Source organism: Candidatus Pelagibacter sp. HIMB1636, from assembly GCF_052047675.1.
Taxonomy (GTDB): Bacteria; Pseudomonadota; Alphaproteobacteria; order Pelagibacterales; family Pelagibacteraceae; genus Pelagibacter.
The window spans coordinates 231,755-257,923 of sequence record NZ_JBNAJP010000001.1 but is presented as its reverse complement, the minus strand read 5'-3'; the positions used below and the strand labels follow the sequence as shown (position 1 = coordinate 257,923).

Here is a 26,169-nt window from a genome sequence, read left to right as displayed (position 1 = left end):
AAATATTATTTATGAAAATTGAGCTTCACGAAAATAAAGTCTACTTCAATAACGGTACTGAGAAAAAAGAAATACATCCTTTTTGGTTAAGAGAAAGAGTGGATGGTGAAGAATTTGTTGATAAAGGAACTCAACAAAGACTTTTTGACCCAACTAGTTTGAGCAATGATATAATCATTAACAAAGCCTCTATTCATGAGGAATTTTTAGAAGTTAACTTTAATGATGGAATTAGTTCTAAGCTTAATCTCAATAAAATTGCTTTAGAATTTTCAAAAGAAGATACAGTTATAAAATCTATAAAAAAAACTAAATGGGACTCTAGTTTAAGTAATATCAAAAATTTTGAATACCAAGATAATTTTTATGAAAGTAAAGAAATGCATGACCTACTTGTTTCTTTTTATAAGTTTGGATTTGTAGTAATTAAAAATATACCAACAACTAAAAATTACATTGTTGAGTTTGCAAACTCAATTGGAAGTGTAAGAAGAACTAACTTTGGAGAATATTTTGATGTTAAATCAAAACCTAATCCTAATGATCTTGCATATACTTCTCTAGCTCTTGCACCGCATACAGATAATCCATATCGAAACCCTGTGCCATGCATCCAACTTTTACATTGTATAGAGAGTAAAGTTTCAGGAGGATATTCTACATTGGTTGATGGATATACTGTTACTGAAGATTTAAAGAAAAGTTATCCTGATTATTATAAAATCTTAACAGAAGTAAAAGTAAGATTTAAATTTATTGATAAAGAAGTAATTTTAGAATCTTTGTGTCCTTTAATTGAATTAGATGAGTATAAAAATTTTAAACAAGTAAGATTTAGTCCAAGATTAGATTTTGTTCCAATCTTAGATAAAGAAAAATTAGATTTATACTATCAAGCAAGAAAAAAACTGTCTGAAATGTACAATTCCGATAAATATAGAATAGAATTTAAACTTGCTCCAAAAGATTTAATGATGATGGATAATCATAGGTTACTTCATGGACGAACAGTTTATGATGCTAATGAAGGAGAAAGATTTTTGCAAGGTTGCTATATAGACTACGATAGTACCGAAGGAAAATTAAGACACTTAAAAAGAAAGTTTAATCTATAGAAATATTTTCTATTTGAGCTTCAGCATCTCTAATAGATTTTTCATAATCTAAAGCCATTTGATCAGCGCTTATAACTTCAACTTTTTCAATTCCAAAAAAGTTTAAAATAAATTTTAACCAAGGCGTTAAAAAATCCTCAGAGCTATTTAGTTTTGTTCCACCAGAAGTAATTACAAGATATGCTTTTTTGTTTTTTAATAACCCTTCTCTTCTACCATTAGGTTTAAATTTAAAAGTTTCCCCTATTCTTGCAGCTAAATCTGACCAAGCTTTAAGAGTTGCGGGTGGTCCGTAATTATATATTGGAGCTGAAATTATAATAATATCACTCTCTTTTAATTCTTTTACTAGCTTGTCGGAAAGTTCAAACATTTTCTTATGTTCTTCAGTTTGATCTTTCTCATCAATTTTCATTCCAGATTCTGTTAAACCACTTACAAAAAGCATTTCATCATCTAAATCTCTATAAATTACTTCATCCTCTGGTTTTTTGATTTTTTCCAAAAGTTTTTTTGCTAACGCTCTCGATGTTGAGCCTTTTTTTCTAGCACTTGAATCTATTTGATAAATTTTCATTAATTACTTTAACCAAAGTTTTGCATAAAAGGAAAGATCTCAATTAAATAAAACCCAATTGCTTGCAATTTATTTGTAATAATTAATATTCCAGTTACTAAAAGAATTGCACCACCCACTTTTGATATAATATTTATATACTGACGCATATTTTTTGAAAAAATTAAAAATTTTTGAATTAAATAGCCAGATAAAACAAAAGGTATGGCTAAACCTAAAGAGTAAAAGCTTAATAAAATTATTGCTCTTGATAAAGTATCTTCAATTGAAGCTAAAGCCAAAATTGATCCTAATATTGGACCAATACAAGGTGTCCATCCAAATCCAAAAGCAGCACCAATTATCACAGGAAAGAAAAAACTATCAATTTTTTTAAAATCAAATCTTCTATCAATATTTAAAAATCTAAAATTAAAAACACCTAATAATTGTAATGAAAAAAATATTACAATTAGTCCAGCGATTAATCTTAAAGATTGAGAGTTCTCTAACAATACTTGTCCCAAAAAAGATGCTGAAGCTCCAAAAATTATAAATACTAATGAAAAACCAAAACAAAATTTAATTAAGGGAATAATATTAAAATTTTGTTTCTCTGTTATTTCCTTAAGAGATTGGCCTGATACAAAAGATATATATCCAGGTATCAAAGGTAAAACACAAGGAGATAAAAAACTTATTAACCCTGCCCCAAAAGCAATTAAATATTCAATCATCTATCCAGTGTTTTTCATTGCTGCAGAAATTCCTGCAATAGATGTCATTAAAGCATCGTCTAAATATTTCTTATCTAAATTTTTATATTTTTTATTTGTTAATTTATTCATTATATTTGCCTGAAGAATGTTTAGCATCTCAGTGTAGTTGTTTCTGATAAATAATGCTTTTCTAAACTCTTTTCTCTCTTTTATAACTTCTTTTGGAGTAATTTTATTGTGCAATTTGACCAATGCATCAAATTGAAACCTTAATCTTTTTCCAATTCTTATCAAAGATTTGTCAGCTAAATTATTTTCATAAATTACTGATATTTCAGGATCAACCTTTGAAATCACCATGTCCAAAATATCCATTGTTGATACAAAATAAGGCCAGTTCCTCTCCATGTCTGTCATAGTTTTTTTAAATTTTTTAATTGATCCATATCTCAAAGCCTCAGTTGTACCGAGCCAAGCAGGAAGCATTAGTCTAATTTGCGTCCAAGCAAATACCCAAGGGATAGCTCTTAAACTTTGAATATTATCAACATTTTTTCTCTTGGTGGGTCTTGAACCAATTGCAAGTTTTCCAAGAGATTTATGTGGAGTAACAGTTTTAAAATATCTAATAAAATCTTCACTTTGATTTAAATACTTTCTGTAAGCAGATGTAGAAATCTCAGACATTTTTTGAATAAGCTCTCGCCAATTTGGTTTTGATCTAGGAGGTGGATTTAGAGTTGCCTCCATTACTGCACCGATATAACTACATAGGTTGTATTCAGCTAAAGGTTTATATCCATATTTTTGCTGTATCACCTCTCCTTGATCAGTAATTCTAATTTTTCCATTTACTGTTCCAGATGGTTGAGATTTAAGAGTTGCCTGAATTGGTCCTCCTCCTCTTCCTGGAGATCCTCCTCTTCCATGAAAAAATACAAGATCTATTTTATATTTTTTAGCTAAATTTCTAAGTTCTTCTTGAAGTTTGTATTGATGCCAACTTGCAGATAGTTTTCCTGCATCTTTACTAGAGTCTGAATATCCAATCATTACTTCTTGTTTTGAGTTGATCATTTTTCTGTACCAAGGAAGTTTAAATAAATTTTGCATAACACCATTGGCATTCTTTAAATCATCTAAAGTTTCAAAAAGTGGTACTACTCTTAACAAATTCTTTGTTTCGGCCTGTAATTGCAATAAATAAACAGATAAAATATCAGATGCTTTTGAAGTCATTGAAATCACATACGCGCCCATACATTGCTCTGGCTCTTTAGATATTTGTTTAAATGTTTTCCAAACTTCTACATTCTCTTTGTCCCTTAAATTAATTTTATTAACAAAAGTTTTTTTTTGTTTTATTGATTTATTAAGTAATTCAATTTTCTTTTCTTCAGGTAATTGTGAATAATTAATTTTATTTTTCTTTTTAAATATTTCATTTAAAAGTTTTTCATGTCTATCAGACTCCTGTCTGATATCTAATCTTGCTAAATTTATTCCAAAACATCTAACTCTTCTTATCAAATCCAACAAATCTGCATTTGCAATGTGTTGACCTTTGTTCATGTTTAAGGAAGTTCTAACTTCTCTTAATGGATTTATGATTTCGTACTTATCTTTTAATAATTTATTTTCATCTAATGGCTTATTATAATTTATATGTGCTTCAATTAAGTGATGTGTTCTTCTTACTTTGTCTCTTAAAGGTCTTAAATAAACTCTGTAAGGTTCAAAACTATTTCCAGTAACTTTTTTGATTTTATTAGAACATTCTTCCATTGATAAATCTTGAATTAATTTTGTAAGTTCTCTTTCGTATAACTTTGCAGCTTGCCATCTTGAAAATAAAATAACTTTTTTTGTTACTTCAGATGTAACATTTGGATTTCCATCTCTATCACCACCCATCCAGGAACCAAATTGAATAGGATTAAAATTTCTAGGAAGATCTTTATTTAGATTTTTCCTAAAAATATCATTCAATCTTTTGTAAACTCTTGGAATTGTATCCCATAAACTATCTTCTATTACAGCCAAGCCCCATCTAGCTTCATCAAGTGGTGATGGTTTGGTTCTTTTTAATTCATCAGTTTTCCAAATAATGGCTATCTCCGAATATAATTTTCGATCTATTTCAATAATCTTTGCGGGGTATTTTTTATAAAGATGACGTTGTTCCATCAAGGTAGTTAAATTTGCGTATTTTTGAATTAGTGTTCTTCTCTTAACTTCTGTTGGATGTGCGGTGAGAACTATTCCAATATCAAGTTTTGTTGCCTGATCATAAATTTTTTTGTCAGAGATTTTTCTATTTTTAAATAGATTATTAATAATATCCTCAATAAATAGATTTTGTTTTTTGTTCTTAAAATATGGATTATCGTATTCATTAAGTTTTCTAGAAGCATCTAAAGACTCAGCTAAATTCATTAAATTTAGAATATGTGAAAAAGCTCTAGTGACCTTAAAAGTAATTTCAGGTGAAAGCTTTCTTATGTCTTTTGAAATTTTGGAAAATACCTTACTTTTATTTTTATCTAATAAGGTGTTTTTAGATAATAATCTTAATCGCTCAACAATATTGAAAAATTTTGTGCCTTCTTGATCTTTGATTACTCTTCCAAGGAAAGTTCCTAATAATCTTATATCTTCTCTTAAAAGCTTAGTAGGTATTCGTTCATAGTAAAGATCTCTCTGCTTCATTACTTAAAATAAATTTTTTTTGTAAAACTCCTTTTGTGTTTGTTTTTACACCAAAAAAGAATCCTGAATATCTAAATTTTCGCAAATCAGCCTTGTCTATTCCTTTTGTAGCTGTTGAAACGTAGAGTTCTTGATTATTCTTACCACCAAAGGCACAATTAGTAATATTTTTAGCTGGAAACTTAATTCTGTGAATTAATTTTGCTCTACTATTAAATACTGAGACACATGCCCCACGAAAATGGGCAACCCATAAATTTTTATTTTTATCTACGGTCATTCCATCTGGAACTCCTTCTTCAGGAGTTAACTTTTTAAATATTTTTTTACTAATTATTTTATTATTTTTATTTATCTTAATTTTATAGATAATTTTTTTAGGACTATCATTGTGGTAAAAATTATATTGATCGATAAATGCTGGGCCATTTGTAATTCTATAGTTTTTATCAACTCTAGTTAATTTTAAATTTTTATCTAATTTATACAAAGATCCTTTTTCAATTTTTCTCTCTAAGTTATCCATAGTTCCAAACCAAAGATTTCCAGCAGGATCAGTTTTGCCATCGTTTATTCTATTCAATTTTAATTTAGGTTCTATAGGTATCGATTTTAAAACTTTTTTTGATTTTAAATTTTGAATTCTTAATTCACCTTGTAATCCTAAAATAAATATATGATCTCTTACATGAGCAATGAAACCTATCTCTTTATTAACTTTAAATATTTTCTTTTTTTTATTTTTAATATTTAAAGAACAAATTTTCTTTTTCTTTATATCAACAAAATAAATTGAGTTGTGTTCTTTAACCCAAAGTGTTCCCTCACCTAAAGTACATCTTATTTTCCAAATTGGTTTAGGTTCTGTAGTTTTAATTTTATTCATTTACTTCAAACTCCTTAATAAATTCCTCATTTGGGTTTATACCAATACCTACATTGTCTGTCACTGATGCAAACCCATTATTGTTTTTAACTTGATCTAAAATTGAAAAATTTTCTTTTGGTAGATCTGTAATAAAGATATTTTTCTCTGTTGTATCAAATTCTAGCATAGATTTTGTTGGGAATAATCCCCCTGGCATATCTGGTTGTGCGGTCAATAAATGAAGATTTACCGCTATACTTACAGCAGATCCCCAAACATGATTAATTACAGGAACAAAGTTAGCCTGCGCCAAGGCTGCAACTTTCAAATATTCTGTAATACCTCCTAATCCACATACTTCAGGTTGAGCTATATCAATACAATTATTGTTAATTAATTTATTCCAACCATACTTTGTAAATTCTGCCTCACCTCCAGCTACACTAGTTGATATATTTTTTTTCAATTCTCGATAACCGTTGTAATCTTCGGGAGCAACAGGTTCTTCAAACCAATAAACATCTAGTTCATCAAGTCCTTTTCCAACATAATGAGCATCTTTCAGATTATAAGCATGGTTAGCATCCACCATTAATTTAAAATCTTTACCTATAGAATTTCTAACTGCTTGAACCAACCTTAAATCCTCTTTTGGACCTAATCCAACCTTCATTTTCATCGCTTTAAAATTTTTTGATTTAATCTGTTTAGCTTCTTCTTCAAACAACGGAATTAGTTCATCCACTGATTTTTTTTGTAACATCATTCCATATCCATACACAGGAACTTCATTATTACATTTTCCACCAACAAGTTGGTAAAGAGGAGAGTTTGTTTTTTTTCCCAAGATATCCCATAAAGCTATGTCAACTCCTGACAAAGCTTGTATTGGCATTCCTTTTTGACCACTATCTCTTAAAAGATTGTAAACTTTTTGCCAAATATGTTCTTTATTCAAAGGGTTTTCACCTATTATTAAAGGCTGAATTACCTTTTCAACAATGAACTTATTAGCTAAAGCAATATTACCTGGACCAAAACATTCGCCCCATCCAGTAATACCTTCATCAGTTTGTACTTCGACTAAATGAGCTGTTCTGTGTTTATAATATTGTTGTGAATAACCTAATTCTTTCTCTAACTCATATTTAAGTACATGACTTTTAATAGAAGTTATTTTCACAAAAGATTATAAAGCAACTACTTTAGAGTTTTGCTCTCCTAAATTTTCAATTGATAATCTCATTGTATCACCAGCTTTCAAGAATTGTTGTGGTTTCATTCCCATACCAACTCCTGGAGGTGTACCAGTTGTAATTATATCACCTGGCTGTAATGACATAAATTTACTTAAATAAGATACAATAACGTTAACATTAAAGATCATAGTATTAGTATTTCCAGTCTGCATTCTTTGACCATTAACATCTAAACTCATTTTTAAATTATTAATGTCAGCAATTTCATCTTTAGTTACTAAATAAGGTCCGATTGGTCCATATGTGTCATGAGATTTTCCTTTTACCCATTGACCCATTTTTTCTATTTGCCATTCTCTTTCACTAATATCGTTTACTAAACAATATCCTAAGATGTGATCTTGTGATTGAGCTTCTGAAATATGTTTTGTATGTTTTCCAATTACAATTCCTAATTCTACTTCCCAGTCTAATTTTTTTGAACCAGACACAATTTCGATATCATCGTTAGGACCATTGATACAACTTGTTGCTTTCATAAAAGTAATTGGCTCAGATGGAACTTCTGCTCCTGTTTCAGCAGCGTGATCTGAAAAATTTAAACCTATCGCAATAAATTTTCCTGGTTTTGTAATACATGAACCAATTCTTTCACTTGAAGATATTTCTGGAAGAGATGACAAATCAGCGCTTTGTAATTTTGAAATAGTTTCAAAATTTAAATGATCAGGATTTAAATCTGAAATATGTGAACTGATATCTCTAATTTTACCATCTTTGTCTAAAGCTGCTGGTTTTTCTTGTCCTTTTTGGCCTACTCTTAATAATTTCATAATTGTCCTTTTGTTATTAAATTATATTGAAATTCCACCATCAACATGAATTGTACTTCCTGTTGTAAATGTTGCATCATCACTTGCTAGATAAACTGCAACTGCAGCAATCTCTTCTGCGGTACCTAATCTTCCCATAGGTTGTCTTGCTATAAAATCTTTTTTTGCTTGAACAGGATCTGGACTTTGATTTACCCTATCTTGCCAAGAAGGTGAATAAACTGTTCCAGGAGCAATTGAATTACATCTGATATTTTGTTTTACAAAATCTGCTGCAATTGCTTTGGTTAAACCGATAACAGCACCTTTAGTTGTCCCATAAACAAATCTATTTGGAAAACCTTTAAAGCTAGATGCACATGAAGATATATTAATAATACTTCCACCATTTTGTTTGACCATTAAAGGTAAAATAGCTTTACACATAAAATACATCGACTTGACGTTTACATTAGAAGAAAAATCCCAATCTTTTTCTTCACATTCCAATATTGTTCCATGGTGAACAAATCCAACCGCATTAAACAATACATCTACTTTATCAAGAGTTTTAGTAAAGTCTAAGATTGCATTGTTGTCAGTTGAATCTAATTTGGTAACTTTAATATCTGGATATTCTTTATTTAAGTCTGCTAAAGTTTTGTCATTTAAATCTGTAGCCGTTACATGAGCTCCTTCTTTATGAAATGCAATTGCTGTTGCTTTTCCAATTCCTTGTCCTGCTGCTGTTACAACAATTTGTTTCCCATTAAGTCTTCCGCTCATTTTTTATTTATCCTTTCAATCTCGTTATAAAGTGAACTGTGATCAGTGTTACCATGACCATTATCAACTAAAGTCTTATACATTTCTTTAACTAAATTTGAAATAGGTAAATGAGTATTATAAGAATTTGCACATTCTAAAATATTATTCATATCTTTCAAATGAGTATAGGTCTTACCCTTAGGGCTAAAATCTTTATCAATCATTCTTTTTCCATGAGTTTGAAGTATTTTACTATCCGCCCATCCACCTGAAAGAGCTTTGATTAATTTATTTGGATCTGCTCCAGCTTTTTCACATAATGTTATGGCTTCTGCAACAGCTCCTATTGTAACTCCAACAACAATTTGATTTGCTAGTTTTGATACCTGTCCACTTCCAATAGGTCCAACTAATGTTGGGTTTCCCATTGCTTTTAAAATTTTTTCAGATTTATCAAAAATACTTTGTTCACCGCCAACCATGATAGCTAGTGAAGCTTCTTCTGCTCCGATTGTTCCTCCTGAAACTGGTGCATCTAAATAATTTACATTTTTTGATTTTAAATTAGTTCCGTGTTTTGTTGCTGTCGTGGGTTTTACAGAGCTCATATCTATAACTGTTGATCCTGATTTTAAGTTGTCTAAAAAATCTGAACTAGAAGTTATTGCATCTACAGCACTATCATCAGTTAACATGGTAATGACAAAATCACTATCTTTAACTACATCACTTATTGTTTTTGAAATTTCTGCACCAAACTCTTTTAAAGGTTCTGCTTTTTCTATTGATCGATTGAAAGCTTTTAATTTAAATCCAGATTTTAATATATTTTTAGCCATTGGTAGGCCCATTAGGCCTGTTCCAATAAATCCAATTGTTATCATGGTTTTGGTTTAAACTCGTGGAAATTTTGTGTCATTATTTCTGGGAAGAACATAACACATGCTAATACAATTAACTGAATAACTATAAATGGAGCAAAACCTCTAAAGATATCTGTTAAAGATATATGTGGAGGAGCAACTGATTTTAAATAGAAAGCAGCGGGTCCAAATGGTGGGCTTAAAAATGAAACCTGCATATTTACACAGAATAATATTCCAAACCAAATCGGATCAAAACCAAGTGCAAGTACTATAGGTAAAAATACTGGCATTGCTAACAATACAATTCCAACCCAATCCATAAATGCTCCCATGATTAAAAACATAATCTGCATCATAAAAATTAAATACATTGGTTTTAAATCATAAGCTAAAATTGTTTCTGCAACGTATTTTGGGCCACCAGCAAGAGAATAAGCTCCCGCTAAAACTGTTGCACCAAATGTAATTGTCAAAATAGTTCCAGATGCTTTGAAAGTTCTTGTTAATGCATCCTTAAATAAAAACCATGTCAGTTCTTTTCTTGCAAAAATAATAATTAAAGTAGCAACAACACCCATTCCTGCTGCCTCAGTAATACCAGTCATTCCAGAATAAATTGAACCTAATACAATAATTACAATTCCAATTGGTGGAAGTAGACCTGGAAGGTAAGACATTTTTTCTTTTAAAGTTAAAGCCGGCTCATCACTCAATGGAGCTAAATGAGGTTGCAACCTTGTTCTAATAAGAATGTATGTAATAATTAAACCCGAGATCATTAAACCTGGAACAATTGCTTCTTGGAATAACATCGTAATAGAAGTCTCTGTTGTTAATCCATAAATAATTAAAACAATTGATGGAGGTATCATTGTGCCTAAAGATCCAGATGCACAAATAATTCCAATAGACATGTCTTGATCATATTTAAGTCTTAACATTTGAGGCAATGCAATTAACCCTAATAGAACTATTTCTCCTCCAATAATTCCACTCATTGCAGCCATGATGGTTGCCATGATTGCAGTAACTACACCTACTCCACCTCTAGTTTTTCTTAACCACGCGTTTAATGCATCATAAAGATCTCGTGCAATATTCGAGCGTTCGAGCAAGGAGGCCATAAAGATAAATAAAGGTACTGACAAAAATGAATAAGTAACAACCAGTGAATAATACCTTGAAAGCAATATTCCTAATGCATGCTCACCTATGTATAAAAATACTAGTACTGCACCCATGAAACCTGATGCAAATCCCATCGGAACACCAATAGATATAAGTGCTAATAATCCAACTATTAATATTATCGAGAGTGTTCCTATTTCAAATTCCATCTTACTTTAATTCTTTAGAAGGGTCGTATTGTTTCTCTTTTGGATTTCTCCAATCAATGATTAGGTTATTTACAGATTGAACTGCAATAAGAAATACGCATAAAAGTGTAAGTGGTTTCATTGTAGCTGGAATTGGAGGATCCCAATAAGTTGCAAATCTCTCCCAAGTAGTAAAAGATCTATGTGCATCTTCCCATCCACCATAAATTACTGCTGTAGCAAAAAGAACAATTATTATAGTACTAATTAAGTCAAAAATTCTTTGAGTTGGTCTTCCCACCCAGTCGTAAAGTAAAACTATTCTAATATGGCTTCTTAATCTTGTTGCGTATATTCCACCAACCAAATAGCAAACACCAGCTAGCCATAAACATAATTCATTTGCCCACAAAGTTGGTTTAAATAAAACATATCGCATAAAAATTTCATACATCATCACAATTACAATTACAGGAATTAGATATTTTATTGTGTGACTTAAAAATAAGGAAACTCTATCAATCCAATTAATTGGAAAATCATCTTTACTCGCTACTTTTTCATTTTGTTCTTGTAACTCTTTATCTATCATTGAGTAAAAATTTTAGATTTTATTCGAAGGGCCTTTTCAGGCCCTTCAAAATTTATTTATTACATAATACCATTAGCTTTCATGTAAGCTTTGTGTATTTCGATTAAAGCCGCAGCTTCTGGAGATTTAGTCTTCCATTCTTCCCAAGCAGCAAGTGCAGCTGTTCTGAATTTAAGTCTATCTTCTCTAGACCAGTCATGAAGAGTAACGCCCATTTCATTTAAAGCTTTAACAGCTTCAGCGTTTTTTCTCTCAACTAAGCTAGTAATAGTTCTTCCAGCGATTTCTATTCCAGCTTTCATAGCACCTTGCTCATGTGGCTTTAACTTGTTCCATACTTTTGTGTTACAAGCTAAGTGGTCAGCCGGCATAGAGTGGAAACCTGGATATGTAGCATATTTGTTTTGCTCATAGTGTCCACCAGCATAGTTAGTTGCTAAAGATGAATAGTCAGCACCATCGATTAGACCAGTTTGTAAAGCTGTAGGAACTTCACCAAAGTCCATAACGATTGGCTTAGCACCTAAAGTTGTAAAGATCATACTTTCCATTCCTGGAGGTGATCTAAATTTAAAGTCTTTCAATGAAGCAACATCTGGAATTGGTCTGCTAGATATTAAAGACTCATGTCCTGGTATCCACCAACCAATTAAAGTCATTCCATATTTGTTGTATAATGCATCAACAGCATCTTGAGCTCCTGGGTAGTTCAAGAATTCATATTGTTGGTATGGGTTATCGTATCCACCCATTACATCACCTGCGAATTGGAACGCTGCATTTTTACCAGTTTGGTAACCAGCACCAGTCATATCACAATCGATAATTCCAGTTTGTGCAGAGTTAAATACCTCAGCAGATTTACCTGTTACTGAAGATGAGTAGAACATTTCAATTTTCAAGCTTCCACCAGAAAACTTTTCTACATTTTTTGCGAACTGAGCCGCAACTTCACCATTTGGTGAGCTAGCAGTAAAGTGAGTTTCAATCTTTAAAGTCTTTGCATTTGCAGAGCCAAATAAAGCAACTGAAACCATAGCCACCGCTGCTAAAGTTTTAGATATTAATTTAAACATTATCTTCCTCTCGTTTATGTTTTTTGAAAGTTAATCATAAATGATTTTCTATTTCAATTAAATCAGTTTAGTTATTATATATAGAAATTATATATATTTTATAAACACAGAGAATAGAATTGTTCTAAACTACTTCTGAAATCAAGGGTTTTTTATTGAAAAAACAGTAAATATTATCAACTGCCATCATACTCATTGCAAGACGTGTTTCATGTGTCGCACTACCTACATGAGGAAGTGCAAAACAGTTATCTAGTTTTAAATATCTGTTATCTAAATTTGGTTCATTGTTGAAAACATCTAAACCGGCTGCATAAATTTTTTTATTTTCTAGTGCATCAATTAATGCATCGTCATCAATTGTTGATCCTCTTGATGTGTTTATGACAACTGCATGTTTTGGTAATAAGCTTATTGTATCTTTATTAAGAATGTATTTTGTTTCTGCGGTAGCTGGTGTGTGTATACTTACAAAATCACAATTCGGTAACATTGAATTTAAATCTGAATAATATTTTGCACCATCTTCTAAATCTGCAGACAACTTATTTCTATTATAATAAATTATTTTCATGCCAAATGCTTTTGCACTTTTTGCAGCCATTCTTCCTATTCGTCCCATACCAATAATACCTAAAGTTTTACCAGTAACTGAATTACCAATCATAAATTTAGTTAAGTCAGGTTTTTGATTTTTCCAATTATCAGTTCTAACTAAATTATAAGCTTCGCCAATTCTTCTTGATGCAGCTAAAATTAAAAGAATAGTTAGCTCTGCAACAGCTTCGTTTAATACATTTGGTGTATTGGTAACTTTTATTTTTTTTTCTAAAGCTGAGTTAACAGAAATATTATCGTAACCTACTCCTACCTGAGCAATGATTTTTAATTTACCATTTAGATTATTGAAAAAATTTTCTCCAATTTTATCAAATCCTGTAGAAATCATCCCATCATAGTCATTTATTATCTTAATTAATTCACTTTCTGGAATTGGCTCGTCTTTTGGATTTAATGTTACATCAAATTCTTTACTTAATTTTTCTTCTGCTAAATCTGAAATTTTTCTAGAAACTAATATCTTTGGTTTCATTTAATGAGAGTCTCTAGGTAAACCTTTTGTATGAGATACATCCAAATATTTTCCTCTAGAATTAATACAAGCACCATCATCTAATTGACCTACTGTATTTCTGAATATTTCTTGCCAAGGAGTTTGATTATTTGCTTTAAATTTCTTTTTATTTTTTCTTCGCTTCTTAAACTCAGCCTGAGAAATTAGTAAATCAACTCTTCTTTTATTTAGATCAATTTTAATTTTATCACCTGTTTTGACTATTCCTAAATCTCCTCCAACTGCAGACTCTGGTGATACATGAAGTATTGAAGGACTTTCAGATGTTCCACTTTGTCTTCCATCTCCTAAAGTAGGTAGATGTCTAATACCTTTTTTTAACAATCTGTCAGGTGGTTGCATATTAACTACTTCTGCAGAACCAGGGTAACCTACTGGACCACATCCTCTAACAATTAATATTGAGTTCTCATCAATTTTTAATTTCTTGTCATTAAGTCTTTTGTGGTAATCTTCAGGACCTTCAAAAACAATTGCCTTACACTCAAAAGCATTTGGATGTTTAGGGTTTGATAGATATTGATCTCTAAATTCTTTACTGATTACTGATGTTTTCATTATTGCAGATGAGAAGAAATTACTTCTCATAACTAAGAAACCAGCTTTTTCTGTTAAAGCATTTTTAAATGTTTTGATTACTTTACTATCAACATCAATTTTCTTTTTCAAATTTTCACCAACTGTTTTTCCAGTTACAGTCTTTATATTAGTGTGAATTTTTTTATTCTTAATTAATTCTTTCATAACTGCTGGTATTGCGCCTGCTCTGTGAAAACTTTCCATTAAATATTCACCAGCTGGCTGACAATTGACTAGCAAAGGAATATTATGACCTAATTTTTGCCAATCAGATAAATCAAACTTAATTCCCATATGTTTAGCTATTGCACTTAAATGTGTTGTGCAGTTACTTGATCCACCTATTGCACTTGCAACTACTACTGCGTTTTCAAATGCTTTACGTGTCATGATTTTAGATGGAGTTAAATCTTCATGAACCATTCCAACAATTCTTTTTCCAGTTTCATATGAAATCTGTTCTCTTTCTCTGTAAGGTGCGGGAATTACAGCTCCTCCAGGTAAAGACATACCTAAAGCTTCTGCAACTGAATTCATTGAAGATGCTGTTCCCATAGTATTGCAATGACCAGCACTTGGTGCTGAAGATGCAACCATGTCCATAAATTCTTCGTATTTAATTTCTCCCTTAGCTAACATTTTTCTAGCTTCCCAAACTACTAATCCAGATCCGGCAAGTTTTCCTTTGTAAACTCCATCTAACATTGGGCCACCTGAAAGAACTATTGCAGGAATATTAACTGTGGCTGCTGCCATTAAGGCTGCAGGAGTAGTTTTATCACATCCTGTAGTTAAAATAACTCCATCGATTGGATAACCATACAAAACTTCCACCAAAGATAAATAAGATAAATTTCTATCCAACATAGCTGTTGGTCTTTTTCCAGTTTCTTGAATAGGATGAGTTGGAAATTCCATTGGAATTCCTCCGGCTCTTCTGATCCCATCTTTAATTCTTTTAGTCAAAGACATAAAATGTCTGTTACATGGAGAAAGATCACTGCCTGATTGAGCAATACCTATAATTGGATTTCCAGATTGCAATTCTTTTCTTGTAAGACCATAATTTAAGTACCTTTCTAAATATAAAGCCGTCATGTCAGGGTTTTTTGGATTATTGAACCACTGTTGACTTCGGAAACTCTTTTTTCTTTTTTTAGGCATAATTAATATAATGGTTTGTTTAAGTTATTGGTTATATAATAAATTTATGAATAATCTAATAGTTTTAAATGGCAATGACAATGTTGGCGTAAGTCAATTTATCATACCAGAAAAAACTAAAATTGAAGGCCATGATATAAGTACCTTAGATCCAATCCCTTTTGGTCACAAAGTATGTTTAAAAGAGATTAAAAAAGGTGATCCTATTATCAAATATGATCAAATTATTGGATTTGCTTTAAATGATATTAAACCAGGAGAGCATGTTCACTCTCATAATTTAGAATTTAGAGAATTTAAAAGAGATTTCAAAGTAACTGATAAATCACACAATGTTGACGAAAAAGCAGATACTTTTTTCAATGGAATTTTAAGGGATAACGGCCAAGTAGCTACAAGAAATTATATTGGAATAGTTAGTACCGTTAATTGCTCTGCAACAGTTACAAAAATGATTGTTGAAAAAATAAAATATTCAGACATTTTAAAAGATTATCCAAATATAGATGGAATTGTTCCTATTACTCACTCAACAGGATGTGGAATGAATACTGAAAGTGAAGGAATGCAAATTTTTCAAAGAACGATTGATGGTTTTAAAAATCATCCAAATTTTTCTCATGTTTTTGTTATAGGTTTAGGTTGTGAATGTGCACAGGTAAGTTTATTTGATGAGTCTCTTAAAAAGCACAACAGAATTCACTTCTTAACTATCCAAGATGAAGGTGGAACAAAAAAAATTGTTGATAAAGTATTATCTCAAATAAAAAACCTTTTATCTGAAGCAAATAATGTTCAAAGAACATCTCAGCCTGTTAGTCATTTAACTTTAGCCTTACAATGTGGAGGATCTGATGGTTATTCAGGAATTACAGCTAATCCTGCATTAGGAGTCGCTGCGGATCTTTTAGTTAAAAAAGGTGGAAGTTCAATTTTATCTGAAACTCCAGAAATTTATGGGGCAGAACATTTATTAATTAATAGAGCTAATTCACAACAAACTGCAGATAAATTAATAAAAAGAATTGAATGGTGGAGACATTATACATCAATAAACAATAGTTCTATGGATAATAACCCTGCCCCAGGAAATAAAAAAGGTGGACTTACAACTATTTTAGAAAAATCTTTAGGAGCAGTTGCTAAAGGTGGAAACTCAATTTTACAAGATGTATTAAATTATGCTGAACCTCTTAAAAATAAAGGTTTCAATTTTATGGATTCACCTGGATATGATCCAGTATCTGTTACAGGGCAAGTTGCATCAGGCGCAAATGTAATTTGTTTTACAACTGGAAGAGGATCTTGTTTTGGATGTAAGCCAGTTCCAAGTTTAAAGCTCTCAACTAATTCAGCAATGTTTGAAAGAATGTCAGAAGATATGGATATTAATTGCGGAACAATAGCTGAAGGAAAAGAAAAAGTTGAGGAAGTTGGTCAAAAAATATTTGAATTAGTAGTAAATACTGCATCAGGAAATAAATCAAAAAGCGAAATCAATGGCTACGGTGACGAGGAGTTTAATCCTTGGCAAGTAGGCGTTGTAATGTAAAAAATTTCCTAAAGTGCAAAATCAAACATCTTTATTAAACGTAATTTTATTAGCTGCAGGTGGTTTCTTTATGTTTGTTTGTATGGATTCTAGTGCAAAATACCTAGGTACAGTCATGCCTATTCCACAGGCTATATGGGGAAGATTTTTTTTTCATCTAGTATCTTTAATTGTGTTTTTTTTAATTTTTAAGCCAAAAGTAAACTTAAAAAAAAATTTCAAAGTTCAAATAATTAGATCAACATTAATGGTGACAGCTACAACGTTTATGTTTTTTTCTCTTCAAAAGTTTGACCTAGTAGATATTTATGTAGTTTTCTTTACAGCCCCATTAATCGTTGCTTTACTTTCTGCTTATTTTTTAAAAGATATTTTGACTTTTAAAGGAATTCTTTTGATGCTCCTTAGTTTTAGTTCAATTGTTTATTCTTTAAGTCCTAGTATGAAAATATTTAGTGTAGATTTAATTTTTCCAATCGTTCCACCTATATGTTGGGCGCTTTACCAATTTTTTACAAAAGTAGTATCAAGTGATAACGATCCATTTGCAGCAATATTTTATACTTCTATTTTGGGAGCAATAATATTTAGTATTTATATTTTTTTTAAATGGGAACCATTAAGTAATAATATTTTTTGGTTATACTTAGCGCTACTTGGTTTTGCAGGCTTTGTAAGCCACTCTTTAATTATATATGCAATTCAATTATCAAATTTATCTTTTGTAACTAATTTTCAATATTCTCAATTAGTTTGGTCTACAATTTTTAATTTTTTCATTTTTGGTGTACCATTTGATATAAATAAGATTGTGGGTGTTGTGGGTGTAATAATATTTGGTTTATTATTTATAAGAACTGAAGGTAAAAAAACTTAAAATTGGAGGTTTGATGAAAAATATTGGTTTTATTGGTGTTGGTTATATGGGTTATGGAATTGCTAAAAACATCATTAAGCACAAAAATAATCTTTTTGTAATTGCTAACAAAAATCGTAAACCTATAGAAAAGATAGTAAGTGAGGGAGCTAAAGAAGTTAAATCTTTTGAAGATTTTGCATCTAAAAATTTAGATGCTTTGTTTATGTGTGTTACCAATACACCTATTGCGAAATCTATTTCAGAAAAATTATCAAATATCTTAAGCAATAAAACAATTGTAATTGATATTACTACTCACAATAAAACGGGCTCTATTGAAACTGAGGCAATTTTTAAATCAAATAATATCAACTACGTTGAATGTCCAGTAATGGGAGGACCTGTTCAAGCAGAAGAAGGTGTTTTGGGTGGTATAGTTGGGGCGTCAGATGAGAATTTTAAAATAGCAGAGCCTTATTTTAATATATTTTGTAAGGATTATTTTCATTTTGGTCCAGTAGGTATGGGTGCAAAATCAAAACTTTTAAATAACTTTTTATCTTTAGGAAATGGAGCATTAGTAAATCATTTAGCAAAATGTGCTACTGGATTAGGATTAGATCTAAAAAAAGTATTTGATGTTGCAAAACTAGGATCTGGAAACTCTGCGGCTCTGAACAGAGTTTTTGATAATTTACTTAAAGGTGATTACACAGGATTTAAATTTACTGCAAGTAACTCTGTTAAAGATTTAACTTACATTCAGGATCTTTTAAAAGATTTTCCTGAAGCTGAAAAAGTTGCTGAACTAAATAAAAATTATTTTCAAAAAGCTGTTGATGATGGTTATGGAGAAAACTTTATTAGTGAATTAATTAATAAAAAATAATTGAAGGAATTTAAATAGGATATCGGGAATCTACTAAAGCAGTAGGTTGTATTCAACTTATATATTTGCACTAAATGCAAATAAATTTATTGAAAATAATTTTGATATAATTACCTTTTTATATGAAGGAGGTTTATGTTAAAATTGCTACCACCTGATACTTAGCTGAAGATCTTTAGATATAAAAAAACTTAAAATAATAAAATCCGTTTGGATTTAATGCCAAAGAGGCGATAAAAAGGGAGCTCTTTAGGTATCAACTAAAGAGCGAACCCTTAAAAAAATTAATTTTTAGACTTTAATATTTCTAGCGGAAGTGGTGCTTCTGGATATTTTTTTTCACACAACTTTTCATAAATTTTACAAAATTTAAAAATTGTTTTTACAACTTCATTTTCATCTCTTGAGTTTAATTTTGTAATTAGTTTATCTCGATCTTTTTCTAACTCTTTAATTTGCTCACCTGAAAAAAATTCTCCAGTTTCTATTTCCCAGTAAGTATCCTCTAATTCCACTTCACTTAATTCCTTTAATTTTTTTTGTAACATTATAATTGTTTCATCATCAGTTTCTGTATTTCTCATAGGAGAATTTTTTAATTTGCCCAAACATTTGTCTCTTAAACCATCAATAAAATGATCGTAAGGTTTTCCTAAACTTAATTCTTTAAAATGATTACTAACAAAATATTTTTTGATTGCTGAATCTGTAGAAATTTTTTCTTTACCCTTAATTATTGCAACTTGAACATATATCTCTTGAGAAACGTATTCCTCTATATGATCTGTTACTGATACTGGAAGCATTGTTTATTTTAAGACTTTAGCCTATCATTATTTGAGTCAAAAGCAGGTTCATCAATAACTTTTGATTTAACATCTTTTCCTTGGATTTTAATCAAAAACTCATTTCCAACTTTTGCAAATTCAGTTTTGACATATCCAAAGGCTAAACTTTTGTTTACTCTATAGCCATAAGCTCCTGATGTTGTAAGGCCAACTATATTGTTATTAGAGTAAATTGGTTCATTTCCATGAGCATCCGCATCTACAGCATCAACTTCCATATAAACTAATTTAATCTTTGGGCCATTTTTTATTAAATTAGATACAATTTTGGATCCTTTAAATTCAGATTTTTTTTCAATATTAAAAAATCTTTCCAATCCTGCTTCAACTACGCTAATTTCTGGAGTTAATTCTGACCCCCAACCTCTGTATCCCTTCTCAATCCTCATAGAATCCATTGCATGAGCTCCAAAATCTATAATATCAAATTCCTTACCAGCTTCGCTTAATAACTCATATAGTTTTTCCATGTCTTTAAAGTCATGATGCAATTCCCAACCTAGTTCGCCCATATAGTTTACTCTTAAAGCTGTTACATTAATGTTACCTAAACTTATTTCCTTACTTTTTAACCAAGGGAAATTTTCATTTCCTAAATCTGTTTCTGTTAATTTTTGCAAAACCATTCTTGATTTTGGTCCTATAATACCAATTACACCTTTGTCTAAAGTTATATTTTTAATTTCAACTTTTTCGTTTTCTTTTTTATTCTGATTTAGCCAATCCAAATCTCTAATTTCTGATACTGCACCTGATAATGCGTAATAATGGTTATCTTTTAATTTGGTTAAAGTTAGTTCAGTTTGAATTCTTCCAATATCATTTAAAAGATGAGTTAAAACAATACTTCCATCTTTTTTTGGAAGTCTATTAATACAAAGTCTTTCTAAAAAGTTATAACTATCTTCTCCAGTAATTTCGTATTTTGAAAAAGTTGATAGATCTATCAAGCCTACATTGTTATGAACATGTAGACATTCTTTTTGAATTATAGGAAATAAATTATTTCTTTTATAACTTAATTCTTCTTTAGTATTATCTTTATTAAACCAAGCTGGTTTTTCCCATCCATATAAATCAAAATATTCAGCACCTTTTTCTTTCAACTTTTGGTAAATTGGCGTTGTTTTCATTGGTCTTCCAACCTCTACAACATCATTAGGCATTGGCGTTACATACATTCTTCGATATTGCTCTTTCGATTTTTCAACTGAATAATTTTTATCAACCCAACTCATGTATCTTCTTGGTTCAAATTCCATCATATTTATATCTGAGTCACCATGCACAATCCACTGAGCCATATATTTTCCAGCTCCCCCTCCATGAGCAATTCCAATACTTGCTGCACAAAACATCCAAAAGTTTTTAAGTCCGGGTGCAGGACCAGCTAAAAAATTATCATCAGGAGTATGTGTAATAGGACCACATATAATTCTTTTAATACCTACATCTTTAAACTGTGGAATACGATCCATTCCTTTTTCTAAGTGTTCTGCAATTCTATCAAGATCTGGATCTAACAACTCCATATCAAATTTCCAATCCATTCCATCTAAAGCCCAAGCTGCTACATCTTTTTCATAAGGACCAATTAAAAGTCCTTTGCCCTCTTGTCTTAGATAAGAAGAAGAGTCTGGATCTCTCACAACTGGCAATTCTTTACTTAATTTTTCTATTTCAGTATGTGCTTCTGTAACTAAGTATTGATGGATCATATTTATACTTGGAACATTTTTTAAACCAACCATCTGTGCTACTTCTGGACAAAAACTTCCTGCAGCATTAACAACATGCTCACAAACAATATCACCCTTTTCAGTAATTACTTTCCACTCTCCTGAAGGTAATTGTTCAATATCAGTTACTCTATTTTTTCTATAAATTTTGGCTCCACCATTTCTTGCACCTTTAGCCATTGCATTTGTTGTGCTGGTTGGATCTGTATAGCCATCTTCTGGAGTTAAAAAAGCACCTTTAATTCCATCTAACTTTATAAAGGGATGATATTGATGAATTTCCTCTGTTGATATAATTGAACATGGAGAACCAGCTATATCTAAAATTCCTTTAGTATAATCAAACCACTCAAGATCCTCTTTGGTATATGCTAACCTTAAACTTCCTGTTTCATGAAATCCTGTTGGTTGCGCAGTTTCTTTTTCTAGTGACTTATAAAGGTTAGTTGAATGAAGATGAATTTTTGCAAGATTTAAACTCGTTAACATATGAGGACATTGACCTGCAGCATGCCAAGTTGATCCTGAAGTAAGTTCACTTTTTTCAATTAATACAACATCATTCCATCCTTCTTTTGTAAGATGATAGAGTAAACTAACTCCCATTATACCACCGCCAACAATCACTAGCTTGGCGTGAGATTGAATTTTATCCATAAAAAAAGAAACTACTTAGATTTTAAATTAATTAAACAAAATTAATTTTAATTAACCAAAATGGGTATATGAATTTATTAATGAGGTTTTCTATATTTGGAATGACAGGCCTTACAATTCGCCCACATTAATTTTCCTAGAGTTCCTCTGATATCATCTGCATCTTCTATAATAGAAGTGAGTTTAATCATATCATCAGCAGATTTTTGCATTAATAAATTAAAAGCATCTTTTTCTTCCCAAATTATAGGTAGTGCTTCTGTTTTAAATCCTTCTTTAGAATTTTCTGGAAATAGATCTAATAAAGTAATGTAATTTACACTCATTTCTTTCATTAGTTCTATCGCTTCATCAAAATCTCCATTTGAAGAAAAAGATTGTACCCTCTTAGCGGTACTATAATTCTTACTAAATAGTGCTTTTCTACTTTTAATAATATCTTCTACTGACAACTCAGCATTAGCTAATGAGCCAGAAAACACCATAATTAAAGATAATATTATTGTACCAAAGATCTTCTTGGTATGTTTTAATAAGTTATGCATGTTAAGAACACCTTAACAGAATATGGACTGATTTCAAAGTTAATGCACTGGTTAAGTGCAATCTTGCTTTTAATTCAAATTCCTCTTGGCTTTTATTTAGTTGGTTTAGATTTTGGTGAGGAAAGAATAACTATTGAAAACATTCATGTATTGATTGGTCTTGGAATATTTTACGTTATAATTTTTAGATTACTTAATAATTTGATTAATCCTGTTCCAAAGTTAGGACCTGCTACTTTTATGGGGCAAAGGTTTATTGCTAAACTAAATCACTTATTTTTATACATCACAGTCTTATCAATAACTATTTCAGGAATTTTAAAGAAACTATTTAACGGTGAACCTCTAGTGATTTTTTTAAAAGAAATAAAAATAAAAGACAATTTTGAACTAGCTGATCAATTTTATAACATTCATATAATATCAAACTATGTACTTATTGGTTTAGTTGCTTTACATGTAAGTGCCGTAATAATTCATAAATTATTCTTTAAAGAAAATTTATTAAAAAAAATATTATAATAATTAATCATCAGACATGGAAAAATCATCTATTGGATATATCTTAAAATTATCTATTCCAATTTTTTTTGCCAACCTTGCGATTCCATTAGTGGCAATTATTGATACGTCTTTAATGGGTAACTTAGGTAATGTTTCTTATTTATCTGCAACCTCTGTTGCAGCAAATTTATTTTCAATGATTTTTTGGAGCTTTGGATTTTTAAGAATGGGAACAGTCGGTATGGTTTCTCAAGCTAATGGAGCTGAAAATTATAAAGAAATTATTAATATTGTTTTAAGAAATTTGTTATTTGTAATTATACTTTCTATTGTCTTATTTTTTGCTCAAAATTTAGTTCTTAAGATAAGTTTACAAATATTTGATCTAAATTCACAAACTACTTCTTTTTATGAGGAATATTTTAAAATTAGAATTTATTCAGCTCCAGGCGAACTTACTCTTTATATTATAACAGGTCTTTTTGTTGGATTACAAAAAACTAAAATTTCAAGTATTGCAGTAGGATTTTTCTCAATATTAAATATTATATTGAGTATAATTCTCGTAACTCAATACAATTTAAACATTAAAGGTGTTGCTTATGGAACTCTTTTTTCTGGGATAATTACCTCTACTGTTTTTTTAATTTATACTTTTTTTTATTTAAACAAGCTTACAAAGATTAATTTTATATTAAGGGAAATTGTTGATCTAAATAAATTAAAAAATATTTTTAATATTAATTTTAATATTTTTATTCGAACTATATTACTTACTTTTTCTTTTTTGTGGTTCACATACCTTGGATCAAAAATTGGAGAAGAGTATATAGCTGCTAACGCAATATTAATTAATCTCGTCTTTCTATCAGCATTCATTTTAGACGCTTACGCATTTTCAACTGAAGGAATTATTGGTTATTCATTGGGTAAAAAAGATAAAAATTTATTCAGTTCAATTGTTAAAAATTCTTTTATTTTAAGTTCAGTTACAGGCTTAGGTATTTCTGTTGTTTATTATTTTATTCATAAGAATGTGATTTATATGATGTCTGATATTGATCTAATAAGATCTCTAAGTTTAGATTATTCAATTTGGATGATTATCTTACCTTTTTTTGCATCTTTTTGTTATCAATTTGATGGTATTTTTATTGGAGCCTCTCAAACAAAAGAAATTAGAAATGCTATGTTTTTTTCTGTTTCTTTATATTTATTAATTTCTTTAGTTCTTACAAATTACATTTCAAATCATGGGGTATGGATATCACTAACGATATTTATGATTTTGAGAGCTTTGTCTTTATTTTATTATTTAAACAAGATTTATTTAAGATTTAATGACAGTTAATCCCGTATTTTTTTAATCTCCAGTAATTGTAGGGCCATGGAGTTAAAAAACCTACTATCAGCATAATTGGAATAACCCACCAAGTTAAAATGGCACCACCTGTTAAAACAAAGTCGGTCAAATTCATCATTACTTCCATACTAATCATTGAAATCAAACTCATTCCAGAAGCTGTCTTCAAAGCATTATTAAATACAAAACCTTGTCTCATTAGAATTATTGTTTCTAATATTATACTTGTAATTAAACCGTTTATTATTGCTAGTATCATTATTCCTAATACTGGAAACGGAATTTGTGTAAGTTGAAAAAATAAAATTGTTCCAAAATCTCCAATGGCACAACCTAACAAACACCAGGCTGTATTCTTTGCGCTTCTTCTCCAAGTATGTTTACAAGACCAATGAAAAGTTGATGCTGTCATTATTTAATTTCTAATCCTTTTTTTTTCCATTTTTCCAACCCACCAATTAAGTGAAAGCAGTTACCAAAATTATATGATTTAGAAATTTGAACTGCCAAAGTAGATCTGTGTCCATGAGCACAGTAAAAAAGAATTTTTTTATTTTTTAAGCTATCTTTATTTTTTTCAATGTAATCATGCATAGAAGGAAATGGGACTATATTACTGTTATCTAATTTACCTTCTTTATCTATTTCATTTTGCTCTCTTAAATCTATCAGAACTGTATTTTCCTCTTTTTTAATCTTGTTAAACTCCTCTGGCTCAATTCCATTGTTTACTTTTTGACGGTTTAAATCAATGCCCAACTTAAGATTACTTGGAACTGCAACATCCATCATTTTGGGATCTGGTAAATTTAAATTATTCATAATATCCACGTACTCTTCTACTGATTTTACCTGTAATCTTGGATTAAATTGTCTTTCTTCTATAATAGTACTCACCATTTCTCCTTTATAATCATGCGCAGGATAAACTAGAGTTTGATCAGGTAGTTTTAATAATTTGTTAAATATTGAATTATAAGAGTCTTTAGGATCTCCGTTTTGAAAATCTGTTCTACCAGTACCTCTAATTAATAATGTATCTCCTGTAAACACTCTATCACCCATCAAAAAACTAAAGCTCTCAGAAGTATGGCCAGGAGTGTATAAAGCTTGTAGATCAATTCCATCTATTTTGATTATCTCTTCATCTGATACTCTCATTGCAACTACATCGGCAGGAGTTTTATTACCCATAACAGTTACACAATTAGTTTTATCTCTTAGTTCAGCAATTCCAGAGATATGATCTGCGTGAATATGGGTATCTATCACCTTTACTAATTTTAAATCTAATTGATTTAACAAATTAATATACTGATCAACTTTTTCTAAGACTGGGTCTATTATTAAAGCTTCCCGTCCTCTTCCAGATGCAATTAAATAAGTATAAGTGCTAGAAACACTATCGAATATTTGTCTAAAGATCATTTTAGATAAATATCAAAAACCAATAAGAAATTAAACCAGACAAAATAGTTGCGATTATATTTCTTGAAAAATAACCAACAATTACAGCAACAATTGCAGCAAATATTTTAGGGTCATCCATTTCAATGAACTGACCGTAGTCATTTATAAAAATTCCTGGAAATATTATTGCAGGAAACACGGCTGATGGAACATAAGCTAACACAGCTTTTATTTTATCTCCCAACATGTCTCGACTTACTAGAGCTACCATCGTCATTCTAGTAAAGTAAGTTAATATTCCTGCAACAATAATTGATAACCAGGTCATT

At 30.2% G+C, this 26,169-nt stretch carries 25 protein-coding genes; 6 read left to right on the top strand and 19 right to left on the bottom strand.

Going from position 1 to position 26,169, the window contains the following annotated elements; all coding sequences use genetic code 11:
• The first annotated feature begins 11 nt into the window (after positions 1 to 11).
• A complete protein-coding gene (locus ACTTA6_RS01305) occupies positions 12 to 1,115 on the top strand; it encodes a TauD/TfdA family dioxygenase (RefSeq protein WP_440614176.1) in 1,104 nt (367 codons plus the stop codon).
• Here the strand turns inward: ACTTA6_RS01305 and ACTTA6_RS01300 are convergent.
• The 13 genes from ACTTA6_RS01300 to ACTTA6_RS01240 all read right to left on the bottom strand — a co-directional run bounded on the left by ACTTA6_RS01300 (position 1,105) and on the right by ACTTA6_RS01240 (position 15,474).
• The gene (locus ACTTA6_RS01300) at positions 1,105 to 1,692 is read right to left on the bottom strand and encodes an FMN-dependent NADH-azoreductase (protein ID WP_075505866.1); all 588 of its coding nucleotides are present in this window, start codon (positions 1,690 to 1,692) and stop codon (positions 1,105 to 1,107) included. The two genes, ACTTA6_RS01305 and ACTTA6_RS01300, sit on opposite strands and share 11 nt — an antisense overlap.
• Positions 1,693 to 1,700: 8 nt before the next feature.
• Complete coding sequence (locus ACTTA6_RS01295; RefSeq protein ID WP_440614175.1) at positions 1,701 to 2,408, bottom strand: cytochrome c biogenesis CcdA family protein; 708 nt, start codon at positions 2,406 to 2,408, stop codon at positions 1,701 to 1,703.
• Positions 2,409 to 5,099 carry a phosphoenolpyruvate carboxylase gene (gene ppc, locus ACTTA6_RS01290; protein ID WP_440614174.1) on the bottom strand — a complete coding sequence of 897 codons (2,691 nt, stop codon included), beginning with the start codon at positions 5,097 to 5,099 and terminating at the stop codon, positions 2,409 to 2,411.
• Positions 5,074 to 5,985: an SMP-30/gluconolactonase/LRE family protein gene (locus ACTTA6_RS01285; RefSeq protein ID WP_440614173.1), complete on the bottom strand. Its 912-nt coding sequence runs from the start codon at positions 5,983 to 5,985 to the stop codon at positions 5,074 to 5,076. The genes ppc and ACTTA6_RS01285 overlap by 26 nt, the downstream gene beginning before the upstream one ends.
• Positions 5,978 to 7,150 carry a mandelate racemase/muconate lactonizing enzyme family protein gene (locus ACTTA6_RS01280; RefSeq protein ID WP_440614172.1) on the bottom strand — a complete coding sequence of 391 codons (1,173 nt, stop codon included), beginning with the start codon at positions 7,148 to 7,150 and terminating at the stop codon, positions 5,978 to 5,980. Before ACTTA6_RS01280 ends, ACTTA6_RS01285 begins: the two co-directional genes overlap by 8 nt.
• Positions 7,151 to 7,156: 6 nt before the next feature.
• The gene (locus tag ACTTA6_RS01275) at positions 7,157 to 7,999 is read right to left on the bottom strand and encodes a fumarylacetoacetate hydrolase family protein (protein ID WP_440614171.1); all 843 of its coding nucleotides are present in this window, start codon (positions 7,997 to 7,999) and stop codon (positions 7,157 to 7,159) included.
• Between the two features lie 21 nt (positions 8,000 to 8,020).
• A complete protein-coding gene (locus tag ACTTA6_RS01270) occupies positions 8,021 to 8,764 on the bottom strand; it encodes an SDR family oxidoreductase (RefSeq protein ID WP_440614170.1) in 744 nt (247 codons plus the stop codon).
• Positions 8,761 to 9,630, bottom strand: a complete 870-nt coding sequence (locus ACTTA6_RS01265; protein ID WP_440614169.1) for an NAD(P)-dependent oxidoreductase — start codon at positions 9,628 to 9,630, stop codon at positions 8,761 to 8,763. The genes ACTTA6_RS01270 and ACTTA6_RS01265 overlap by 4 nt, the downstream gene beginning before the upstream one ends.
• Positions 9,627 to 10,949, bottom strand: coding sequence for a TRAP transporter large permease (locus ACTTA6_RS01260; RefSeq protein WP_440614168.1), 1,323 nt, complete (start codon positions 10,947 to 10,949; stop codon positions 9,627 to 9,629). The genes ACTTA6_RS01265 and ACTTA6_RS01260 overlap by 4 nt, the downstream gene beginning before the upstream one ends.
• A gap of 1 nt (position 10,950) precedes the next feature.
• A complete protein-coding gene (locus ACTTA6_RS01255; protein ID WP_262590473.1) occupies positions 10,951 to 11,520 on the bottom strand; it encodes a TRAP transporter small permease subunit in 570 nt (189 codons plus the stop codon).
• A gap of 59 nt (positions 11,521 to 11,579) precedes the next feature.
• Complete coding sequence (gene dctP / locus ACTTA6_RS01250) at positions 11,580 to 12,596, bottom strand: TRAP transporter substrate-binding protein DctP (RefSeq protein ID WP_262590472.1); 1,017 nt, start codon at positions 12,594 to 12,596, stop codon at positions 11,580 to 11,582.
• Between the two features lie 124 nt (positions 12,597 to 12,720).
• Positions 12,721 to 13,689 carry a 2-hydroxyacid dehydrogenase gene (locus ACTTA6_RS01245; protein WP_440614167.1) on the bottom strand — a complete coding sequence of 323 codons (969 nt, stop codon included), beginning with the start codon at positions 13,687 to 13,689 and terminating at the stop codon, positions 12,721 to 12,723.
• The gene (locus tag ACTTA6_RS01240; protein ID WP_440614166.1) at positions 13,690 to 15,474 is read right to left on the bottom strand and encodes an IlvD/Edd family dehydratase; all 1,785 of its coding nucleotides are present in this window, start codon (positions 15,472 to 15,474) and stop codon (positions 13,690 to 13,692) included. It lies immediately after the preceding gene.
• 46 nt (positions 15,475 to 15,520) lie between these two features.
• Here ACTTA6_RS01240 and ACTTA6_RS01235 point away from each other — a divergent pair, with 46 nt between their 5' ends.
• Genes ACTTA6_RS01235 through ACTTA6_RS01225 form a run of 3 tightly spaced genes read left to right on the top strand, consistent with a single transcriptional unit; the run spans position 15,521 to position 18,774 of the window.
• Positions 15,521 to 17,026 (top strand): UxaA family hydrolase, encoded by a 1,506-nt coding sequence (locus ACTTA6_RS01235; RefSeq protein WP_440614165.1) that lies wholly within the window; start codon positions 15,521 to 15,523, stop codon positions 17,024 to 17,026.
• Positions 17,027 to 17,039: 13 nt separating this feature from the next.
• Entirely contained in the window at positions 17,040 to 17,903 is an 864-nt protein-coding gene (locus tag ACTTA6_RS01230) for a DMT family transporter (RefSeq protein WP_440614164.1), read from the top strand.
• 13 nt (positions 17,904 to 17,916) lie between these two features.
• The gene (locus ACTTA6_RS01225) at positions 17,917 to 18,774 is read left to right on the top strand and encodes an NAD(P)-dependent oxidoreductase (protein WP_440614163.1); all 858 of its coding nucleotides are present in this window, start codon (positions 17,917 to 17,919) and stop codon (positions 18,772 to 18,774) included.
• A gap of 284 nt (positions 18,775 to 19,058) precedes the next feature.
• Here the strand turns inward: ACTTA6_RS01225 and ACTTA6_RS01220 are convergent, their stop codons facing one another.
• From ACTTA6_RS01220 to ACTTA6_RS01210, 3 genes are all read right to left on the bottom strand, one after another.
• Positions 19,059 to 19,580 (bottom strand): hypothetical protein, encoded by a 522-nt coding sequence (locus ACTTA6_RS01220; protein ID WP_440614162.1) that lies wholly within the window; start codon positions 19,578 to 19,580, stop codon positions 19,059 to 19,061.
• 8 nt (positions 19,581 to 19,588) lie between these two features.
• Complete coding sequence (locus ACTTA6_RS01215; protein ID WP_440614161.1) at positions 19,589 to 22,018, bottom strand: FAD-dependent oxidoreductase; 2,430 nt, start codon at positions 22,016 to 22,018, stop codon at positions 19,589 to 19,591.
• Positions 22,019 to 22,095: 77 nt separating this feature from the next.
• Positions 22,096 to 22,563: a c-type cytochrome gene (locus ACTTA6_RS01210; RefSeq protein WP_440614160.1), complete on the bottom strand. Its 468-nt coding sequence runs from the start codon at positions 22,561 to 22,563 to the stop codon at positions 22,096 to 22,098.
• On the opposite strand from ACTTA6_RS01210, the gene ACTTA6_RS01205 reads away from it, so the two are divergent.
• Together ACTTA6_RS01205 and ACTTA6_RS01200 are read left to right on the top strand one after the other, a co-directional pair.
• Complete coding sequence (locus tag ACTTA6_RS01205; RefSeq protein WP_440614159.1) at positions 22,558 to 23,085, top strand: cytochrome b; 528 nt, start codon at positions 22,558 to 22,560, stop codon at positions 23,083 to 23,085. The genes ACTTA6_RS01210 and ACTTA6_RS01205 overlap by 6 nt on opposite strands.
• A 16-nt stretch (positions 23,086 to 23,101) precedes the next feature.
• Positions 23,102 to 24,418, top strand: a complete 1,317-nt coding sequence (locus tag ACTTA6_RS01200) for an MATE family efflux transporter (protein ID WP_440614158.1) — start codon at positions 23,102 to 23,104, stop codon at positions 24,416 to 24,418.
• Here ACTTA6_RS01200 and ACTTA6_RS01195 read toward each other — a convergent pair.
• From ACTTA6_RS01195 to ACTTA6_RS01185, 3 genes are read right to left on the bottom strand one after another with little or no spacing between them, the layout of a single operon-like run.
• Positions 24,405 to 24,842 carry a DUF4396 domain-containing protein gene (locus ACTTA6_RS01195; protein WP_262590461.1) on the bottom strand — a complete coding sequence of 146 codons (438 nt, stop codon included), beginning with the start codon at positions 24,840 to 24,842 and terminating at the stop codon, positions 24,405 to 24,407. The two genes, ACTTA6_RS01200 and ACTTA6_RS01195, sit on opposite strands and share 14 nt — an antisense overlap.
• Positions 24,842 to 25,858, bottom strand: coding sequence for an MBL fold metallo-hydrolase (locus ACTTA6_RS01190; RefSeq protein ID WP_440614157.1), 1,017 nt, complete (start codon positions 25,856 to 25,858; stop codon positions 24,842 to 24,844). Before ACTTA6_RS01190 ends, ACTTA6_RS01195 begins: the two co-directional genes overlap by 1 nt.
• Before the next feature lies 1 nt (position 25,859).
• Positions 25,860 to 26,168 (bottom strand): AzlD domain-containing protein, encoded by a 309-nt coding sequence (locus ACTTA6_RS01185; RefSeq protein ID WP_075506129.1) that lies wholly within the window; start codon positions 26,166 to 26,168, stop codon positions 25,860 to 25,862.
• Position 26,169 lies beyond the last annotated feature (1 nt).

What these genes read in the sequence shown, in the direction of transcription:
- ACTTA6_RS01305 (WP_440614176.1), top strand. Translation starts at nt 12, where the DNA reads ATGAAAATTGAGCTTCACGAAAATAAAGTCTACTTCAATAACGGTACT.
- ACTTA6_RS01300 (WP_075505866.1), bottom strand. Translation starts at nt 1,692, where the DNA reads ATGAAAATTTATCAAATAGATTCAAGTGCTAGAAAAAAAGGCTCAACA.
- ACTTA6_RS01295 (WP_440614175.1), bottom strand. Translation starts at nt 2,408, where the DNA reads ATGATTGAATATTTAATTGCTTTTGGGGCAGGGTTAATAAGTTTTTTA.
- ppc (WP_440614174.1), bottom strand. Translation starts at nt 5,099, where the DNA reads ATGAAGCAGAGAGATCTTTACTATGAACGAATACCTACTAAGCTTTTA.
- ACTTA6_RS01285 (WP_440614173.1), bottom strand. Translation starts at nt 5,985, where the DNA reads ATGAATAAAATTAAAACTACAGAACCTAAACCAATTTGGAAAATAAGA.
- ACTTA6_RS01275 (WP_440614171.1), bottom strand. Translation starts at nt 7,999, where the DNA reads ATGAAATTATTAAGAGTAGGCCAAAAAGGACAAGAAAAACCAGCAGCT.
- ACTTA6_RS01270 (WP_440614170.1), bottom strand. Translation starts at nt 8,764, where the DNA reads ATGAGCGGAAGACTTAATGGGAAACAAATTGTTGTAACAGCAGCAGGA.
- ACTTA6_RS01265 (WP_440614169.1), bottom strand. Translation starts at nt 9,630, where the DNA reads ATGATAACAATTGGATTTATTGGAACAGGCCTAATGGGCCTACCAATG.
- ACTTA6_RS01260 (WP_440614168.1), bottom strand. Translation starts at nt 10,949, where the DNA reads ATGGAATTTGAAATAGGAACACTCTCGATAATATTAATAGTTGGATTA.
- ACTTA6_RS01255 (WP_262590473.1), bottom strand. Translation starts at nt 11,520, where the DNA reads ATGATAGATAAAGAGTTACAAGAACAAAATGAAAAAGTAGCGAGTAAA.
- dctP (WP_262590472.1), bottom strand. Translation starts at nt 12,596, where the DNA reads ATGTTTAAATTAATATCTAAAACTTTAGCAGCGGTGGCTATGGTTTCA.
- ACTTA6_RS01245 (WP_440614167.1), bottom strand. Translation starts at nt 13,689, where the DNA reads ATGAAACCAAAGATATTAGTTTCTAGAAAAATTTCAGATTTAGCAGAA.
- ACTTA6_RS01240 (WP_440614166.1), bottom strand. Translation starts at nt 15,474, where the DNA reads ATGCCTAAAAAAAGAAAAAAGAGTTTCCGAAGTCAACAGTGGTTCAAT.
- ACTTA6_RS01235 (WP_440614165.1), top strand. Translation starts at nt 15,521, where the DNA reads ATGAATAATCTAATAGTTTTAAATGGCAATGACAATGTTGGCGTAAGT.
- ACTTA6_RS01225 (WP_440614163.1), top strand. Translation starts at nt 17,917, where the DNA reads ATGAAAAATATTGGTTTTATTGGTGTTGGTTATATGGGTTATGGAATT.
- ACTTA6_RS01220 (WP_440614162.1), bottom strand. Translation starts at nt 19,580, where the DNA reads ATGCTTCCAGTATCAGTAACAGATCATATAGAGGAATACGTTTCTCAA.
- ACTTA6_RS01215 (WP_440614161.1), bottom strand. Translation starts at nt 22,018, where the DNA reads ATGGATAAAATTCAATCTCACGCCAAGCTAGTGATTGTTGGCGGTGGT.
- ACTTA6_RS01205 (WP_440614159.1), top strand. Translation starts at nt 22,558, where the DNA reads ATGCATGTTAAGAACACCTTAACAGAATATGGACTGATTTCAAAGTTA.
- ACTTA6_RS01210 (WP_440614160.1), bottom strand. Translation starts at nt 22,563, where the DNA reads ATGCATAACTTATTAAAACATACCAAGAAGATCTTTGGTACAATAATA.
- ACTTA6_RS01200 (WP_440614158.1), top strand. Translation starts at nt 23,102, where the DNA reads ATGGAAAAATCATCTATTGGATATATCTTAAAATTATCTATTCCAATT.
- ACTTA6_RS01195 (WP_262590461.1), bottom strand. Translation starts at nt 24,842, where the DNA reads ATGACAGCATCAACTTTTCATTGGTCTTGTAAACATACTTGGAGAAGA.
- ACTTA6_RS01190 (WP_440614157.1), bottom strand. Translation starts at nt 25,858, where the DNA reads ATGATCTTTAGACAAATATTCGATAGTGTTTCTAGCACTTATACTTAT.
- ACTTA6_RS01185 (WP_075506129.1), bottom strand. Translation starts at nt 26,168, where the DNA reads ATGACCTGGTTATCAATTATTGTTGCAGGAATATTAACTTACTTTACT.